Raw genomic sequence first — 16,585 nt, forward strand, 5'->3', positions numbered from 1 at the left:
TCTCAGCAAGTTTTTCGGAGACCCGCCATGCTCAAGCGTAAGTTCGACAAGACCAATCTGCCCAGCCGTCACGTGACCGAAGGACCGGAACGCGCGCCGCACCGCTCCTATCTGTATGCGATGGGCATCAGCGATGAAGAAATTCATCAGCCGCTGGTCGGCGTCGCAACCTGCTGGAACGAGGCCGCTCCCTGTAACATCTCGCTCAGCCGTCAGGCACAGGCGGTGAAATTGGGCGTCAAGGCCGCCGCAGGCACGCCGCGTGAATTCACCACCATCACCGTGACCGACGGCATCGCCATGGGCCACGAAGGCATGCGCAGTTCGCTGGCCAGCCGCGAAGCCATTGCCGATACCGTGGAACTTACCATGCGCGGACATTGCTATGACGCGCTGGTCGGACTCGCTGGCTGTGACAAATCCCTGCCCGGCATGATGATGGCCATGGTGCGGCTGAACACGCCGTCCGTGTTCATTTATGGCGGCTCGATCCTGCCGGGCAAGGCCCCTCAGGTCGATGAAATCCCCGAGGACTTCCGCACCCGAGACCTGACCGTGCAGGATATGTTCGAGGCGGTTGGCCGCCACCAGAACGGCACCATGTCGGATGCGGCACTTGATATGCTGGAGCGGGTGGCCTGCCCCTCTGCGGGCGCCTGCGGTGGACAATTCACGGCCAACACGATGGCCTGCGTCTCTGAGGCGATTGGTCTGGCGCTGATGAACAGTTCGGGCATGCCCGCGCCCTATGAAAGCCGCGATCAATTTGCCGAGGCGTCCGGTCAGGCGGTGATGAACCTGCTGGAAAGGAACATCCGCGCGCGTGACGTCGTGACCCGGCAATCGCTGGAAAACGCCGCGCGCGTTGTTGCCTGCACCGGCGGTTCGACCAATGCCGGTCTGCACCTGCCGGCCATCGCACATGAAGCCGGGATCGATTTCTTTCTTCAGGATGTCTGTGACATCTTCCGTGACACCCCCTATTTCGTCGACCTGAAACCGGGCGGCGCCTATGTCGCCAAAGACCTCTACGACGCAGGCGGCATCCCTGTCGTGATGAAAGAACTGCGCAAGGCCGGGCTGATCCACCAAGATTGCATGACCGCAACGGGGCGTTCGATCGGTGAAGAGCTTGACCTGATCGACCGCGAGGCGGACGGCAAGGTAATCTATCCCATCGACAACCCGCTGACCAAGACCGGCGGCGTTGTGGGTCTGAAGGGCAATCTTGCTCCCGAAGGCGCGATCGTCAAGGTCGCGGGCATCCCGACGAACCACCAGCGCTTTGTCGGTCCCGCCCGCGTATTCGAGTGCGAAGAAGACGCGTTTGAAGCGGTCAAGGCGCGCGGCTATGAGGAAGGCGAAGTCATCGTCATCCGCAACGAGGGCCCCGCAGGCGGCCCCGGCATGCGCGAAATGCTGTCCACCACTGCCGCCCTCTCGGGTCAGGGCATGGGCAAGAAGGTGGCGCTGATCACGGATGGACGTTTCTCGGGCGCAACCCGTGGCTTCTGCGTGGGTCATGTCGGCCCAGAGGCGGCACAGGGCGGCCCAATCGCGTTGATCAAGACCGGCGACATCATCACAATCGATGCGCCAAACGGAGAAATCAGCGTCGATCTGACCGATGAAGAGTTTGAGGCGCGCAAAGCCGACTGGAAAGGCGCGCGCGACACGATCTATGCGTCAGGCGCGCTGTGGAAATACGCCCAGCTGGTTGGCGCGACCTACAAAGGTGCTGTGACCCATCCCGGTGGGGATGCCGAAAAGCACATCTATATGGACCTCTGATCAACCTGCCCGGGCGGGAACACCGGCCCAGGCGCACCTGCGACGGTGCGAGCGTTCCCCTATGAAACACCTTTGTGTGGTACACTCAGGTATCCTATTTGCGGATGTTTCATGGCCTTTGCCACCATTTCGACCTGGAAATCGGAGGACGATGCACAGAACACCGACGCTATCTGGCACATTGTTCAGGACAAATATGTGCCATATGAGCAGGGCTTTGGGAGCCACTTCAACCCCGATCCTTGAAATCGGAGAGGGTCCAACCGAGCTCACCACGAAGATGACCGGCGAAATGCGGCGCGAGGTTCGCGCCTCCAGCGGCTGATCTTCTGAACCATTGCATCACAATCCATTGACTGCAGGCCAGAATTTTAGGCGCATCCTCATTTGCCGGTTTATCCCATTGCAAGGATTTCGTTAGATAGTCACCGATCACACAAGCATGGTGGCAGACCGACGAATGAGCAGATATGTGGACCGGCTGGTACATGCAAAGACCCGTCGCCGCTGGCGCCGGTTGGCGGATGCCGCTGAACTGGCCGATCTGTCGGACCTGAGGCAACAGCGCAATCAGGCTCGCAAACTCTGTGCAGAGCTGGACCGCCTGATCCATGTGGCGGATGGCCGGTTGGCTCTGCCAAAACTCGGGTCGTCCTCTTTTCCCCGACCGCATGGCACCGATTGGGCCTGGCGACCGCAGCTTTGGTGTGGCCCGCTTCCCCGTCCCGGTTTGAGCTCTGCTCCCAGCGAGGCCATGCTTGGGGATGAGGTGCAGGTGTTCCACGACTGCACAGCCTGGGAACTGACCCTGCGCCAGTTGCGCAATACGCGGCCGCAGGACCTTGCGCCGTTCGCGCTGCGATTGGACGTGTTCAGATTTGACGGCTCGTTCCTGTCATTGGCGATCGACCTGCCACCCGACTCCGCCGAGGGCCTGTGCCGGGATCATATCCTGCGCGCCGAAACCATCCTTGAAATCGAAACGCCTCTGGAAATCTATGCACGCCTGAACATTCAGAACGGGCCGAACACGGAACAGATCATCCGGAAATTGCCTCTCCTGGATGAGACGGTACGCGTCGATTTTGATATGGCCGATACCAGGATCAACGAGAAACGCATCGAGAAGATCTGGCTCGATCTGATTTTCGGGACCCCCACCATGAACCAGGTGATCCTGCGCGACCTGACCTTTGCCCGCCACCGCCGCGCGGCCCTGTAGAAAGAAGCTCCTGTGATGAGTAATCTGACCCTGACCAAGACCCGCCTGGCACATGGCCGATGGGAAGGCCGCGTGTCGGGTCCGGCCACCGGTGCCAGACCCGACATACAGGTCCGGCATCTGGATCAGATTGTCCCCGGCACCGAACTCTCCGAAGGTTTAAAACCGGGGCAATGGGAGCTTGTGATCCCGGTCCCCACCTGGGCGATCGGTGACGGCATCCAGACCTTTGTCATTCTGGACGGGGTGGATGGCACAAAGCTCGGAGAATTCGGCCTGATCGCCGGAGATGCGGCGGCAGACAACCTGCGGGCCGAAGTCGATCTGCTCCGTGCGGAGCTCGACATGCTGAAGCGGGCGTTTCGTCGGCACTGCCGCGAAACCAGCGAGCCACGCAGGGGTTGACGTCGCGCCAACGCGTCCCTATCTGCCGCTCAGGGTGATGAGCCCCTGCCGCTCGCAGGCTATGCCATGGTGAAGCTCATCCTGATATCGACACTCCGCTCTTGTCTTTGCGGTACGTTGGCAATGCGAGCGCCCAACCGGTTTTTCCGCATCAGGAAAGGAACGAGGTGTGTTATGTCCATGCCCATCATGTCACTGGATGATCTGAAATCACAAGCGCGGTCCCTGCGCCAGGCGCTGACCGCTTCCGGTCACGCGGTGTCCCACAGCCAATCGCTGGAGCTTTTGGCCCGGCAACTTGGTCATCGCGACTGGAACACCCTGCACGCAAATGTCGGCAATACGCAGCCCAGCCCCTATCAGCTGGGTCAAAAGGTCAGGGGTGCCTATCTGGGTCAGCGCTTTACCGGCGAGATCGTTGGCTTGCGCGAAATGGCCGACGGCGCGCGCTATCACGTGACCCTGCGCTTTGACGCCCCTGTCGATGTGATCCGCTTTGAAAGCATGACCAACCTGCGCTCGCAGATCACGGCGATCGTCGACCGCAAGGGTGTCACCGCTGAAAAGACGTCGGACGGTCAACCGCATCTGGTGCTCGACAGGTCCTGACGATGCCAGCACCATCAACAAGCAAGGCCGCGCAATCCCTGCGCGGCCTTGTCTTTTCTGCGACCGAAAGACCTGAAATGTCTTGGTACATGTTGTATCACCCAGCGCGTTGAAATCTATGATTTCAGGCCGCGTTAGGTGGTACAGGTTTGACGCGAAACGCTTTAGTCCTGCGGACCCAGGGCAGACAACCCCTTGAGAATGTCGATGGCATAGGCCAGCTGGTAATCCTCTTCGCGTAGTTCGGCGGATTTCTCTGCTTTTTCGCGATCTGCCTCGATCTGGCGGATTTCATCCTCTGACAGGCTGTCATTGTTCAGACGCCCACGCAGATCAGCCTCCGAACGGATGCGCGCTGCGACACCGGTCTCGTCTTCTTCCTCGGTCTCGGGCTTGCGGCGCGGCTGTGCCACGACGATATCGGGCGACACCCCAAGGGCCTGAATCGACCGCCCCGACGGGGTGTAATACCGCGCCGTAGTCAAACGCATCGCGCCATCGCCACGCAGCGGCATCACCGTCTGCACCGATCCCTTGCCAAAGCTCTTGGTGCCGACAACGATCGCCCGGCGATGATCCTGCAAGGCACCGGCAACGATTTCGGAGGCCGAAGCGGACCCGCTGTTGATCAGAACCACCATCGGTTTACCCTCGATCAGATCGCCCGCCGTCGCGTTGAACCGCTCACCATCGGCGACGTTACGTCCACGGGTGCTGACGATCTCGCCTTCATCGAGAAAGGCGTCGGACACCGAGATCGCCTGAGTCAGCAACCCACCCGGATTGTTGCGCAGATCCAGAACCAGACCGTTGATATTGTCCAGACCCCCTGCGGCCTCGATCTGTTCTTTCAGTCCGGCCTCGAGGTTGGGCGTGGTCTGGTCGTTGAACGTGGTGACTCGCAGAACCACGCTCTCGCCTTCGGTCCGCGTGCGGACGGCGGTCAGCTTGATCGTATCGCGGATGATCGATACGTCAAAGGGTTCGGTCTCGCCTTCCCGCACCACGGTGATCACGATCTCCGACCCTACGGGGCCGCGCATCATGTCGACGGCCTTGTCCAGCGTCAGACCCAACAGGCTTTCGCCATCCACGTGGGTGATGAAGTCGCCCGCTTCCATTCCGGCCTCTGCCGCAGGCGTGTCATCGATTGGCGACACGACTTTGACAAAGCCTTCTTCCTGCGTCACTTCGATACCCAGCCCGCCAAACTCGCCACGGGTCTGCACCCGCATCTGCGTCGCGTCGTCCGGTGAAAGATAACTGGAATGCGGGTCCAGCGATGTCAGCATCCCGTCAATCGCGGCTTCGATCAGCTCCGCCTCGTCGACGTCCTCGACATATTGCGCGCGAATACGCTCGAAGATGTCGCCGAACAGATCAAGCTGTTCATATACGTTTGAACTGCGCTCGTTTTCCTCTGCCACCAGCGGGCCAGCGATCTGCGTTGTCGCCACGACGCCTGCAAGCGTGCCGCCCAAGGCAGCCATCACGAATTTCTTCATGTTCGTTTATCCATCCTTATCGGTTCGGAACCACGTTGCCGGATCAACCGGCCGCCCGCCCTCTCTGACTTCCATATAGAGCGCTTCTGACTGATGCGCACCAGTACCATCACCGCTTAGTGACAGAATTGTGCCGATTTCAGGGGTGTTCCCCCCCATAAACCCCACAGGTGTGCCAGCGGGAATCACATCTCCGATGCGACCGAACGCATCTTCCAGTCCCGCAAATAGCAGCAACAGGTCCGGCTGAGGCTCCAGTATCACCACGTTTCCCATGTCCAGCAGCGGGCCCCGATAACGGATCGTCGCCGCAGTGGGGGATGTCACCAACGCTCTCGGGCGGGTCGTCACGGTGATGCCTGCGCCTGATGGCCCTTGCACGTTGCCTTGCACCGGCAGGTCCAGCGCCCCTTTCCGGTCGCTGACATCGCCTGTCGACAGTGCAATCGGTTGTGCCGAAATCTGGGACAATCCGCTTGTAAACTCGTCCAGCGTTTCGACAGACGAGATCAGGATCGCGGTTCTGACCGGGTCCTCGCGAAAACGCGTTGGTAGCTCCGTGCGCGCGGCTATGGCGTCGCTCAGCGCCGAACGCGCCTGCTCGGCCCCGGGCAGGGCTTTCTGCAACACCGTCGCCGCCTGCGCCTGCGCCGCTTGCAGGATTCGCACTTCATCCAGCGCGATGCGCAGTTCTTCTGCCTGTTGCTGCAAGGCGGGCTTCATCTCGGCCATCATTATCTGTGCCCGCGCAGCACCGTCCGGTCCGGCCGGATGCATCAACGCGACTGCTGGCGGAGCCGCCTCGGCCGCTTGAAGCACCATGAGAAACCGCGCGATTTCCGTTTCGCGCAGTGCGAGCGCCTGGTTGAGCTGCGCTTCGCGCGCTGCCGCAATGCGCAGCCCATCGCCCATTGCATCCAACCCTGCCTCATAGGCGTGGATCGTTCGGGTCAATGCCTGTACCGGGTCCGGCGATGCCTCTGCCGCACGCAACGACTGGTGCGCCGTCTCCAATTGCTCGATCGCCGCTGTCGCCGGATCGGTCTGCGCAGCCCCGACCGCGCCACAGATCACCCCCGCGCAAAGGGCCAGACGCAGGATCATTTGAGCAGGCTCTTGCCGGTCATCTCCGGCGGTTGTGACAACGCCATGAGATCCAGAAGCGTCGGCGCAAGATCAGACAATCGCCCCCCCGCGCGCAGGTCTGCCCCCTCCGGCCCGTTGACCAGCACCACGGGCACCGGGTTGAGCGTATGCGCCGTGTGCGCTCCGCCGGTCTCCGGATCGACCATCACCTCGCAGTTGCCGTGATCCGCCGTCACGATCATCGCCCCGCCGACCTGACGTAGAGCATCGACAACGCGGGACAGCCCCGAATCAACGGCTTCACACGCCTTGATCGCCGCCTCCAGATCGCCGGTGTGCCCAACCATGTCCGGGTTGGCATAGTTGGTGACAATCAGGTCGTACCCCGAATGGATCGCCTCGACGAATTTGTCGGTCACCTCGCCCGCCGACATTTCCGGCTGCAGATCATAGGTCGCGACCTTTGGTGATTTCGGCATGAACCGATCCTCACCGTCTTCGGGCTGCTCCTTGCCGCCGTTCAGAAAGAAGGTGACATGCGGGTATTTCTCGGTCTCCGCCAGTCGGAACTGCCGCTTGCCCTGCGCCGCAACCCACGCACCCAGCGTGTTCACGATCTCGGCTTTGGGGTAGGCGGTTGTCATATAGGTTGAATGCGCGTCGGAATAGCCGACCATTCCCAGAAACGCCGCCAGATCGGGGCGCACGCCGGTGTCGAACCCGTCGAAATCGGGTTGTCCGATCGCGGCCAGGATCTCGCGCGCGCGGTCGGCGCGGAAGTTCAGGCAGAAAAATCCGTCGCCATCCTGTATTCCCGCGTACCCACCGATCACGGCCGGGGTGACGAATTCATCGGTTTCTCCGCGCCCGTAAGCCTCGGCGACCACCGCAGCTGGCGTTTCGGCAACCGCGCCCTTGCCCCGGACAATCGCGTCATAGGCCTGGCTGACCCGCTTCCAGCGATTGTCGCGATCCATGGCATAATAGCGCCCCGAAACGGTGACTGTCCGCACAGCCTCGGGCAATTTCTCGGATAGCATGCGCAGGTACCCTTCGGCGGATTCGGGTGCCACGTCGCGCCCATCGGTAACCGCATGCAGCGCAACCGGCACGCCAGCCTCGGAAATCACCGTGGCCGCTGCGATGATATGGTTCAGATGGCCATGCACGCCACCATCCGACACAAGCCCCATAAGATGCGCGGTGCCGCCGCTGTCCTTCAGCGCCGCGATAAACGCAAGCAGCGCCTCGTTCCTGAAAAAGCTGCCGTCTTCGATCGCCAGATCGATCTGACCCAAATCCATCGCGACCACACGCCCCGCGCCGATATTGGTGTGGCCAACCTCGGAGTTGCCCATTTGCCCGTTGGGCAGGCCCACATCAGGCCCGTGTGTGGTGAGCGTGGCATGCGGCCCGGCCTGCATGATCGCGTCGAATGTCGGGGTTTTGGCCAGATACGGCGCGTTGGCGTCGATCTGATCCGAGAGCCCCCAACCATCAAGGATACACAACACAACGGGCTTGGGGGCAGACATGGTTTCGCTCCGACGTTCTGAACATGCCGCCTTCTAGCGCCTGCATCCGGCAGGGTGAACCGGTAATAGGGCCCGATAGCCTGTAATACAGCCATAATCCGCCTTTCACGCGGCGTGACGCCGCTGATTCAGGCGTTTCCTGCCTCCCTTGCAGTCAGGGTTTGTGCGGGTATGTTCGCAACAGTTTCAATCGCAACAAGAGGCCAAACAATGGGGCTGACACTCAGCGAATTTCTGCCTTACCGTCTGAACTGCCTGTCCGAAGCGATGAGTCAGGAAATCAAGCCGATCTACCGCGACCATTTTGGCCTCAACCGCCCGGAATGGCGGGTCCTGGTGGCGCTGGCCGATCTTGGCACAGCCACGGCAAAAGACGTCGGCGCGCACAGTGCGCAACACAAGACGCGAATCAGCCGCGCCGTGCGCGCTCTTGAGCAGCGCCGTTGGCTGACGCGGGAATCCGACCCCAAGGACCGCCGCTCCGAAATGCTGACACTGACGGCGGCGGGCCACCGCGCCTATTGCGATCTTGTTGGCCCGATGCGCGCCCAGGAGGCCGGCATACTCGACCGGCTCAGCCCCGAGGACCGTGCAGCGCTCGGTACCGCGCTCAGCGCATTGGAAAACGCCCTGGGTCTCTCGGTTGCGCAGCCGCCCGAATGACGCGTTCTATTTCACGAACAGGGCCCGCGGTGTATCGCAGAAACAGTCACAGCCATCCTCGGTGATCAGGATCGGCTCGGTGATTTCCAGACCGCCATCCTCCAGCCAAAGCGCCGGCATGAAATGGAACGACATGCCCGGTTCCAGCACCGTCATGTCGCCACGCCGGAATGAGATCGTCCGTTCGCCCCAGTCTGGCGGATAGCTGATCCCGATGGCATAGCCACAGCGGCTGTCCTTGACAAACCCGGCCTTGTTCAGAGTCGCATTGAAGGCGTTGGCGATGTCCTCTGCATGGTTGCCAGGACGGGCCTGCTCCAGCCCCGCCTCGATTCCGTCCAGAACCGCCGCCTCGGCATCACGGTATTTTTGCGGCACCGTGCCAAAGAACAGCGTCCGCGATTGCGGGCATTGATACCGGCGATGCGCGCCGGCAACCTCGAAAAAGGTGGCCTCTCCCGAGATCATCGGTCGATCATCCCACGTCAGATGAGGTGCCGTGGCATCCATGCCCGATGGCGCCATCGGAACAATTGCCGGGTAGTCTCCCCAATAGCCGTCCGCACCGCGAATGCCCGCCGCATAGATCTCGGCCACCAGATCGTTCTTGCGCATGCCCGGTTCGGCAACATTCAGGATACGATCATGTATCGCCTCCACAATCCGGGCCGCACGCCGCATGTACTCGATCTCGCGTTCCGATTTCACAGCGCGTTGCCAGTTGACCAACCCGGTGGCATCCTGAAATGTTGCCTCGGGCAGACACTGTTCCAGTGTGCGATGGGCGGCGGCCGAATAGTAGTAGTTGTCCATCTCGACGCCGATCCGCGCCTTGGTCAGGCCAAGCTCCGAGAGCAGTCGCGACAGGTCTTCCATCGGGTGTTTCTCGGGGTTCTGCACGTAGGTATCGTCATACCCGCGAATACAGTCATCCTGCATGAACACGGTGCGGCGCGCGCCCATTGTATCCATGCCGCGTCCCCACCAGACCGGCTCGCCCTCTTGTCTGAGGATCACGCCCTGATGGACATAGAACGACCAGCCATCATAGCCGGACAGCCACGACATGTTGGATGGATCGCTGACCACAATCGCATCCAGCCCCAGCACTGTAATCTTGGATCGGGTCTTGTCGATTCGGTTCAGATACTCCCCAGTGGTGAAATTTGCTTCGAAGGTCGTCATGCTCAGTTTCCTAAAACTGGTTGTTGGTATGCCAACAACCCTCCGCCCGTTTGTCCGCCTCGTCAAGCATGCCCCACTCACATTTTTCGGAATGGTGAGCCTTGGCCAACGCCCCTTGCCGAGTCGATTGCACCATCAGCCCGCAGCGCCTAACACTTGCCATATGGCATTCGGACCGACGCAATTGCCCAAGAGGAAAGATCATGCTCAAGAACGACCTGCTGGAACAATGGGACCGCGAGAGTTTCTTTCATCCCTCGACCCATCTTTCCCAACATGCGCGCGGTGAGACACCGACGCGGGTCGTGACCGGTGGCAAGGGCTGTCACATCACCGACCGCGAGGGCAACCGGTTGCTGGATGCCTTTGCCGGGCTCTATTGCGTGAACGTCGGCTACGGTCGCCCCGAGATTGCAGAGGCCATTGCCGAGCAGGCGCGCGAATTGGCCTATTACCACGCCTATGTCGGGCACGGCACCGAGTCGTCGATCACCCTGGCCAAGATGATCCTCGACCGCGCACCAAAAGGGATGAGCAAGGTTTACTTCGGCCTCTCCGGGTCCGATGCGAACGAGACCAACGTCAAGCTGATCTGGTACTATTACAACATCCTCGGACGGCCCGAGAAGAAGAAAATCATCAGCCGCTGGCGCGGGTATCACGGCTCTGGGCTGATGACCGGCTCGCTGACCGGGTTGGAGCTGTTTCACAAGAAGTTCGATCTGCCGCTGGCGCAGGTGATCCACACCGATGCACCCTATTATTATCGTCGGCCCGATGCGGAGATGAACGAGGCGGCGTTTACCGCGCATCTGGTTTCCGAGCTCGAGGCGCTGATCGAAGCGGAAGGGGCCGACACCATCGCCGCCTTTATCGGCGAACCGGTTCTGGGCACCGGTGGCATCGTGCCGCCGCCGGACGGCTATTGGCCTGCGATACGCGAGGTGCTGAACAGGCACGACATCCTGCTGATCGCGGACGAGGTCGTTACCGGCTTTGGCCGACTGGGCAGCATGTTCGGATCGGACCACTACGATATCCAGCCTGATCTGATCACCATCGCCAAGGGTCTGACATCGGCCTATGCGCCGTTGTCCGGGTCCATCGTCGGCGACAGGATGTGGACCGTGCTCGAGCAGGGCACGGATGAAAACGGCCCCATCGGGCATGGCTGGACCTATTCCGCACATCCCATCGGGGCCGCCGCCGGCGTGGCCAACCTGAAACTGCTGGATGATCTGGACCTGATCGCCAATGCCAAGGACATCGGGGCCTATCTGAACGAGCAGATGCGCGGCGCACTGGCCGATCATCCGCATGTAGGCGACATCCGGGGCGAAGGCCTGCTCTGCGCCGTCGAACTGGTTGAGGATCGCGACAGCCGCACGTTCTTTGATCCGGCGCGCAAGGTCGGCCCGGCGATTTCCGCCGCCATGGCCGCACGCAACGTGATTGCCCGCGCCATGCCCCAAGGCGACATCATCGGTTATGCCCCGCCCTTCTGTCTGACGCGCGAAGAGGCGGATATCGTGGTGGCCACCACGGTCGAGGCCGTGGCCGAGGTGCTTGGCTAGCGTTTCTGGAACGCGATCATCGCCAGTGCCAGCAGGGACGAGCCGACCATCAACAACAGCGATACCGCATTGAGCAGCGGCGTCGACCCTTCCTTGAGCCGGTCGAACATGGTGATCGTCAGCGGCGCATCGGACCCGACCAGCATCAGAGTCGTGTTGAAGTTCTCGAAACTCATCAGGAATGCGACCACCCCGGCCCCGATCAGCGCAGGCATCAGATAGGGCAGCGTGATCGTACGCACCGCGGTCAGCCGGTTCGCACCAAGGTTCAGTGCCGCCTCTTCCAGCGTCTGGTCGAATTTCTGCAATCGCGCAGAGATCACCAGCGTTGAAATCGTAGTGACAAAGGAAAACTGCCCCAACACGACCAGAACCAGACCGGGGCGCAGGATCTCGGCGTCGTAGCCCACCCGATCCCACAGCCCGTTTGACACCGTCGAGGAAAACACCAGGATCGAGATTCCCAGCACGATCCCCGGAATGACCAGAGGCAGCAGCATCAGCACGTAGAGCACCCCTCTGCCCCGGAACTGGTAGCGATTGAACAGGAAGGCGTTGGCGGTGCCGACAGCGACGGACAATGCCGCGACGCAGACCCCGACAAAGGCCGACGTGCCTATGGATCGCAGAATGCTGCGGTCGTGAAACACGCCGATCATCGGACGTTCGTCGCCAAAGAACCAGTTCCAGGTGAACCCCTGCCAAGGTAGCGACGGAAACTGGCTGTCGTTGAAGGCAAAGACGGCGACCACCAACAGCGGCAAGGCAAGGTAGACAAAGAACAACGCGACATAGGCGTTATAGATCAGGCGCACAGCGCGGGGTTGCGGGATCGACGGTATCATCAGCCTATCCCATCGTCTTTTCAAGCGTCTGACCGGTCAGGCGCAACGTGCCCCAGACGATCAGCGAGGACAGGATCAGCAGCATGAAGCCAAAGGCCGCACCAAGTTCCCAGTTAAATCGCACGATGAACTGGGAATAGATCAACTCGGTAAACCACAGGCTGTCCTTGCCGCCCAGCATCGTGGGCGTCAGGTAATTGCCCAGCGACAGCATGAACACCACGATGCTGCCCGATACGATGCCGGGCGTGGCATGGGGAATGACGATTTCGCGCAAGACGCTGACCCCGGATCCGCCAAGATCATAGCCCGCCTCGATCACCGCGTCATCCAGGCTTTCGAGCGTAGTGACGAGGGGCACCACCATGAACAGCATCGAGGTATAGACCAGCCCGACCATCATCGCGACGTCGTTGTAGAGCATCTCGACCGGGCCATCGGTCAAACCGATCCACTGCAAGAGCGACGAAAACAGCCCGGTTTCCCTGAGCAGGATCATCCAGCCAAAGGTGCGCACGAGTTCGGAGACCCAGAACGGTACGAGGCACAACAGGAACAGCACCGATTGCACCCGGCCCCTGGCGATCTTGGCGATGTAGTAGGACACTGGGAAGGCGATGATCAGGGTCGCGATCGTCGCGAGTATCGACATCATCGCAGTGCGCAGGAACGTCCACATATAGAGCGGTTCGCCAAAGAACGTACCATAGTTGGCAAGGCTGGTAGCGTATTGCCTGACCCCGACCCGCTCGCGCAGCGACAACAACGCCATATCGATATGCGGGATGATGATGAGCAGGCTCAGCCACAGCAGGAGCGGCGTCAGCAGCAGGTAGAAACCCAGTTTTGTGCCCTGTGCCATCACTCAGGGCTCTGCGCTGAAACAGGCGGTCTGTTCGCCGGCCCAGCCGATATGCACCGGGGCGCCCTTGGCCAGACTGGCGAATTCACCGGATTGCGGCAGCGTCACCTCGATCTGCTGTCCGGTGTCACCACGCACCAGAATGCGGCTGGCGGCTCCGTTGAACAACAGGCTGCTGACTTCCCCGCTCAGACGATTGTCAAAGCGGGCGAGATCGGCGGCATCATGGGCGACTCGCACCGCTTCGGGGCGCAGGAAAATCTCGGCCATGCTGCCGGTGGGCAGGGATCCACCCTGCGTGGCGCTGGTGATCAGCATGCCGTCCTGTGTGCGCAGAGCGATGCGGTTGCCTTCGGCCTGTTCGACCGTCCCGGTCCAGCGATTACTGTCTCCGACAAACCCCGCGACAAAGGCGGATTGAGGACGGTAATAGAGATCGCGTGCGGTGCCGACCTGTTCGAACTGACCCTCGTTCATCACCGCGATCTGGTCGGACATCACCAATGCTTCGGACTGGTCGTGGGTGATGTAAACGAACGTGGTATCAAAGGCCGCCTGCAAGGATTTCAACTCGATCTTCATCCGTTCGCGCAGCTTGAGATCCAGCGCGCCAAGCGGTTCGTCCAGCAACAGCACATCGGGCTCCAGCACCATGCAGCGGGCGATGGCCACACGCTGTTTCTGGCCGCCCGACAGTTCGTCGATCTTGCGGTTTTCGATGCCCGGCAGGCCGACCCGATCCAGCACCTCTCCCACCTTGCGGGTGATCTCGGCCTTGGGCAAACCCACACGGCGCAGCCCGTATCCGATATTCTCCGCGATATTCATCATCGGAAACAGGGCCAGATGCTGAAACACCATGTTCACAGGCCGCTTGTTTGGCGGCACGTTCAGCATCGATTTTCCCTTGATCCGGATGTCTCCACCCGTTGGCTCGAGAAACCCGGCGATCATCCGCATGATCGTTGTTTTGCCACAGCCCGACGGGCCAAGGATCGAAAAGAAGGACCCCGGCGCGACCGAAAAGGACACGCCCTTTACGGCAGTCGTTTCGGTAAAGCTCTTGGTCAGGCTCTGGCATTCCAGATCGGGTATCATATTGGTCTTGCTCGTCTCAAATGACAGCGGCACCCGCAAGGCTGCGGATGCCGCAAGGATGTTTCAGGTCTCAGTTGGCGGCTTTGACGCGATCCAGAATGCCGCCTTCGATGGCTTCAAGACCGGCTGGCACCGGCGGATACCACTTGATGTTGTCGATTGCCGCGGGCGGAAAACTCTCCTGGAACCGTGCCTTGAGTTCGTCAGACGCGAACTGGTCCGCGCCCTGCGACGCGGTGAAATTGCCTGCTGCTTCGGTGATCATTGCCGATACTTCGGGCCGCATCACGAAGTTGATCCAGTCATAGGCCGCATCATCCGCCTTGCCCTTGGCGGGCAACACGAATGTATCGATCCAGCCCAGGGCACCGGATGCTGGGGCGACGAAGGTCACGTCGGGATTGTCGGCGTTCAGTTTCCAACCGCCGGTGTCCCAGGCCATCGCCGCCACGACTTCGCCGGACCGGACCAGCCCCATCAACTCGTCACCACCGCCCCAATAGGTTTTGACGTTGGGCTTGCATTCGATCAATTCGGACTCGACCTGGTTCATGATGTTTTCATATTCCACCGGGTCGCCATAGGCGGCGAACGGATCCATGCCCATCGCATAGGCAAACCCGATCAGCGTCGGGCGTTTCAGGCGGTAAGATACCTTGCCGGCGACCTCGTCAATGCACAGATCAGTGTAATCCCTGACCATCCCGGCCTTGGCGGTGTCGACGACCAGACCGCTGGTTCCCCAGACATGGGGCACACCATAAACGGCGTCGTCCACGGTGGTGTTGGCTTTGGTCGCGGCCAGCATCGAGCTGATGAATTGCGACGCATCGATACGGCTCAGGTCGATCGGTTTGTAGATGCCAAACTCGGCCTGCGGCCCGGCGATCCGGTCCTGGCTCGGCTGGGCCAGATCGAACCCGCCGCCCCCCGTGGCGCGCAGCTTGGCGATCATTTCTTCGTTGTTTGACAGCGTGACCTCGACGGTATGGCCGGTCTCCGCCTCGAACATCTCGATCACGTCGTCGGGCGCGTATCCGCCCCATGTCAGCAGGCGCAGATTGTCTGCAGATGCGCCGCCCGTCATGCCAGCCAGCGACACTGCAACCGCCGCGCCGATCATAAATTTGTGTTTCATGTCATTCCCCTGTTGTTGATTTTGTGAACCACGGCCCGACACCTGCCAGTGCCGCGAAACAGATTTGCGACAGTCGCGTCGCCTCTGTTTTCCTTTTTGTTCCTTTTGTCAGAGAAGGACGCATATCGCGGGCCCTGTCAACAATCACCTTTCTCCCTTCCGTTATGTAAACTTCCGAAAGAAGCGGGTGCGGTCAAACATGTCCTCGAGCGCTTCCATCCGGTCGCGTGTCTTATCCCACGTGCGTTCCTGCACGTCCGCGATCACCGTTTCCAGCATCAGAAGCAACGTCACCGAAGAATCCCAAGCAGACGGCACCACGATCCGCCCGCAAAACGAACAATCGGCCAGATCATGCACAGGCGAGCGCCATTGATCGGTAAACAGCACGATAACCGCGCCCCGCTCGCGCGCCATCTCGGCGAGCTTGAGAGTCGAGTTTTCGTAGCGGCGCACATCAAAGATCACCACAACATCGCCGGCGCTGACATCAAGCAGGTAATGCGGCCATGCGTTCGAGACAGACTGGATATGGGTCACATCCGCACGCAGGACCTGCATGTGCAGAAAGAAATGTTCCGCCAAGGACCGGGTGATACGCCCGCCGACCACATAGACCGACCGGTCGGCATCGGCGAGCATCGCACAGCAGCGTTCGAACATCTCGAGATCGATCTGGGTCAGGGTCTGGCGGATGTTGCCTATCACGGCGTCGGTAAAGCGGTTCAGGATATGCGCTTCGGGCACCTTGTCTGCCCAGATGTTGCGCCTGCTGATCGGGTCGGAGATCTGCGCTTCCAACTCGTCCCGAAGCGTCGCCTGAAACGCGGGAAAGCCGGAATAGCCCAGTTTCTGCACCATTCGAACCACGGTTGGCGTGGACACCTCGGCATTCTGCGCCACTTGCGTGATCGAAGACAGCCCGGACACCGGATAGTTCTGCAGCAGAGAATCAGCCAACTGCTTTTCCGCCCGCGTCAGCGTATCAAACGCCTCCTGCAACCGTTCAGCAATGGTTTCCGATGCATCCGACACCCGGCGCGCCCTCCGTTTTGCTTACAATACCA

The 16,585-nt window shown here is 60.7% G+C and carries 16 protein-coding genes; 7 read left to right on the top strand and 9 right to left on the bottom strand.

The genetic code is table 11. From position 1 onward, the window contains the following. The first annotated feature begins 27 nt into the window (after positions 1–27). The 5 genes from ilvD to QO231_RS03700 all read left to right on the top strand — a co-directional run bounded on the left by ilvD (position 28) and on the right by QO231_RS03700 (position 4,027). Positions 28–1,791 carry a dihydroxy-acid dehydratase gene (gene ilvD, locus QO231_RS03680; protein WP_316773465.1) on the top strand — a complete coding sequence of 588 codons (1,764 nt, stop codon included), beginning with the start codon at positions 28–30 and terminating at the stop codon, positions 1,789–1,791. A 111-nt stretch (positions 1,792–1,902) separates the two neighbouring features. Next, the gene (locus QO231_RS03685; protein ID WP_316773467.1) at positions 1,903–2,037 is read left to right on the top strand and encodes a hypothetical protein; all 135 of its coding nucleotides are present in this window, start codon (positions 1,903–1,905) and stop codon (positions 2,035–2,037) included. A 214-nt stretch (positions 2,038–2,251) separates the two neighbouring features. Further along, the gene (locus QO231_RS03690; protein WP_316773469.1) at positions 2,252–3,013 is read left to right on the top strand and encodes a DUF6478 family protein; all 762 of its coding nucleotides are present in this window, start codon (positions 2,252–2,254) and stop codon (positions 3,011–3,013) included. Positions 3,014–3,028: 15 nt separating this feature from the next. Beyond that, complete coding sequence (locus tag QO231_RS03695; RefSeq protein WP_316773471.1) at positions 3,029–3,418, top strand: hypothetical protein; 390 nt, start codon at positions 3,029–3,031, stop codon at positions 3,416–3,418. Between the two features lie 174 nt (positions 3,419–3,592). Further along, positions 3,593–4,027, top strand: a complete 435-nt coding sequence (locus tag QO231_RS03700; protein ID WP_316773473.1) for a glyoxalase superfamily protein — start codon at positions 3,593–3,595, stop codon at positions 4,025–4,027. Between the two features lie 164 nt (positions 4,028–4,191). Here QO231_RS03700 and QO231_RS03705 read toward each other — a convergent pair whose 3' ends face one another. Genes QO231_RS03705 through gpmI form a run of 3 tightly spaced genes read right to left on the bottom strand, consistent with a single transcriptional unit; the run spans position 4,192 to position 8,153 of the window. Further along, positions 4,192–5,532, bottom strand: a complete 1,341-nt coding sequence (locus QO231_RS03705) for a S41 family peptidase (protein WP_316773475.1) — start codon at positions 5,530–5,532, stop codon at positions 4,192–4,194. Between the two features lie 6 nt (positions 5,533–5,538). Beyond that, positions 5,539–6,636: a murein hydrolase activator EnvC family protein gene (locus tag QO231_RS03710; protein WP_316773478.1), complete on the bottom strand. Its 1,098-nt coding sequence runs from the start codon at positions 6,634–6,636 to the stop codon at positions 5,539–5,541. Then, entirely contained in the window at positions 6,633–8,153 is a 1,521-nt protein-coding gene (gpmI, locus tag QO231_RS03715; RefSeq protein WP_316773479.1) for a 2,3-bisphosphoglycerate-independent phosphoglycerate mutase, read from the bottom strand. Before gpmI ends, QO231_RS03710 begins: the two co-directional genes overlap by 4 nt. Positions 8,154–8,363: 210 nt before the next feature. Between gpmI and QO231_RS03720 the strand changes: the two genes are divergently transcribed. Next, positions 8,364–8,816, top strand: coding sequence for a MarR family winged helix-turn-helix transcriptional regulator (locus QO231_RS03720; RefSeq protein WP_316773481.1), 453 nt, complete (start codon positions 8,364–8,366; stop codon positions 8,814–8,816). Positions 8,817–8,822: 6 nt separating this feature from the next. Here the strand turns inward: QO231_RS03720 and doeA are convergent, their stop codons facing one another. After that, complete coding sequence (gene doeA / locus QO231_RS03725; protein WP_316773482.1) at positions 8,823–10,001, bottom strand: ectoine hydrolase DoeA; 1,179 nt, start codon at positions 9,999–10,001, stop codon at positions 8,823–8,825. A gap of 203 nt (positions 10,002–10,204) precedes the next feature. Here doeA and QO231_RS03730 point away from each other — a divergent pair, with 203 nt between their 5' ends. Next, a complete protein-coding gene (locus QO231_RS03730) occupies positions 10,205–11,575 on the top strand; it encodes an aspartate aminotransferase family protein (protein WP_316773483.1) in 1,371 nt (456 codons plus the stop codon). On the opposite strand, the gene QO231_RS03735 is transcribed toward QO231_RS03730, so the two are convergent. From QO231_RS03735 to QO231_RS03755, 5 genes are all read right to left on the bottom strand, one after another. Beyond that, complete coding sequence (locus QO231_RS03735) at positions 11,572–12,420, bottom strand: ABC transporter permease (protein WP_316773484.1); 849 nt, start codon at positions 12,418–12,420, stop codon at positions 11,572–11,574. The genes QO231_RS03730 and QO231_RS03735 overlap by 4 nt on opposite strands. A gap of 4 nt (positions 12,421–12,424) precedes the next feature. Then, positions 12,425–13,282 carry an ABC transporter permease gene (locus tag QO231_RS03740; protein ID WP_316773486.1) on the bottom strand — a complete coding sequence of 286 codons (858 nt, stop codon included), beginning with the start codon at positions 13,280–13,282 and terminating at the stop codon, positions 12,425–12,427. A 3-nt stretch (positions 13,283–13,285) separates the two neighbouring features. Continuing rightward, positions 13,286–14,380: an ABC transporter ATP-binding protein gene (locus QO231_RS03745; protein ID WP_316773488.1), complete on the bottom strand. Its 1,095-nt coding sequence runs from the start codon at positions 14,378–14,380 to the stop codon at positions 13,286–13,288. Between the two features lie 70 nt (positions 14,381–14,450). After that, positions 14,451–15,503, bottom strand: coding sequence for an extracellular solute-binding protein (locus QO231_RS03750; RefSeq protein WP_394356570.1), 1,053 nt, complete (start codon positions 15,501–15,503; stop codon positions 14,451–14,453). Positions 15,504–15,680: 177 nt separating this feature from the next. Next, positions 15,681–16,553 (bottom strand): MurR/RpiR family transcriptional regulator, encoded by an 873-nt coding sequence (locus QO231_RS03755; protein ID WP_316773491.1) that lies wholly within the window; start codon positions 16,551–16,553, stop codon positions 15,681–15,683. Between the last annotated feature and the right edge of the window lie 32 nt (positions 16,554–16,585).

The organism is Sedimentitalea todarodis (assembly GCF_032595355.1).
GTDB classification, from domain to species: Bacteria; Pseudomonadota; Alphaproteobacteria; order Rhodobacterales; family Rhodobacteraceae; genus Sedimentitalea; species Sedimentitalea todarodis.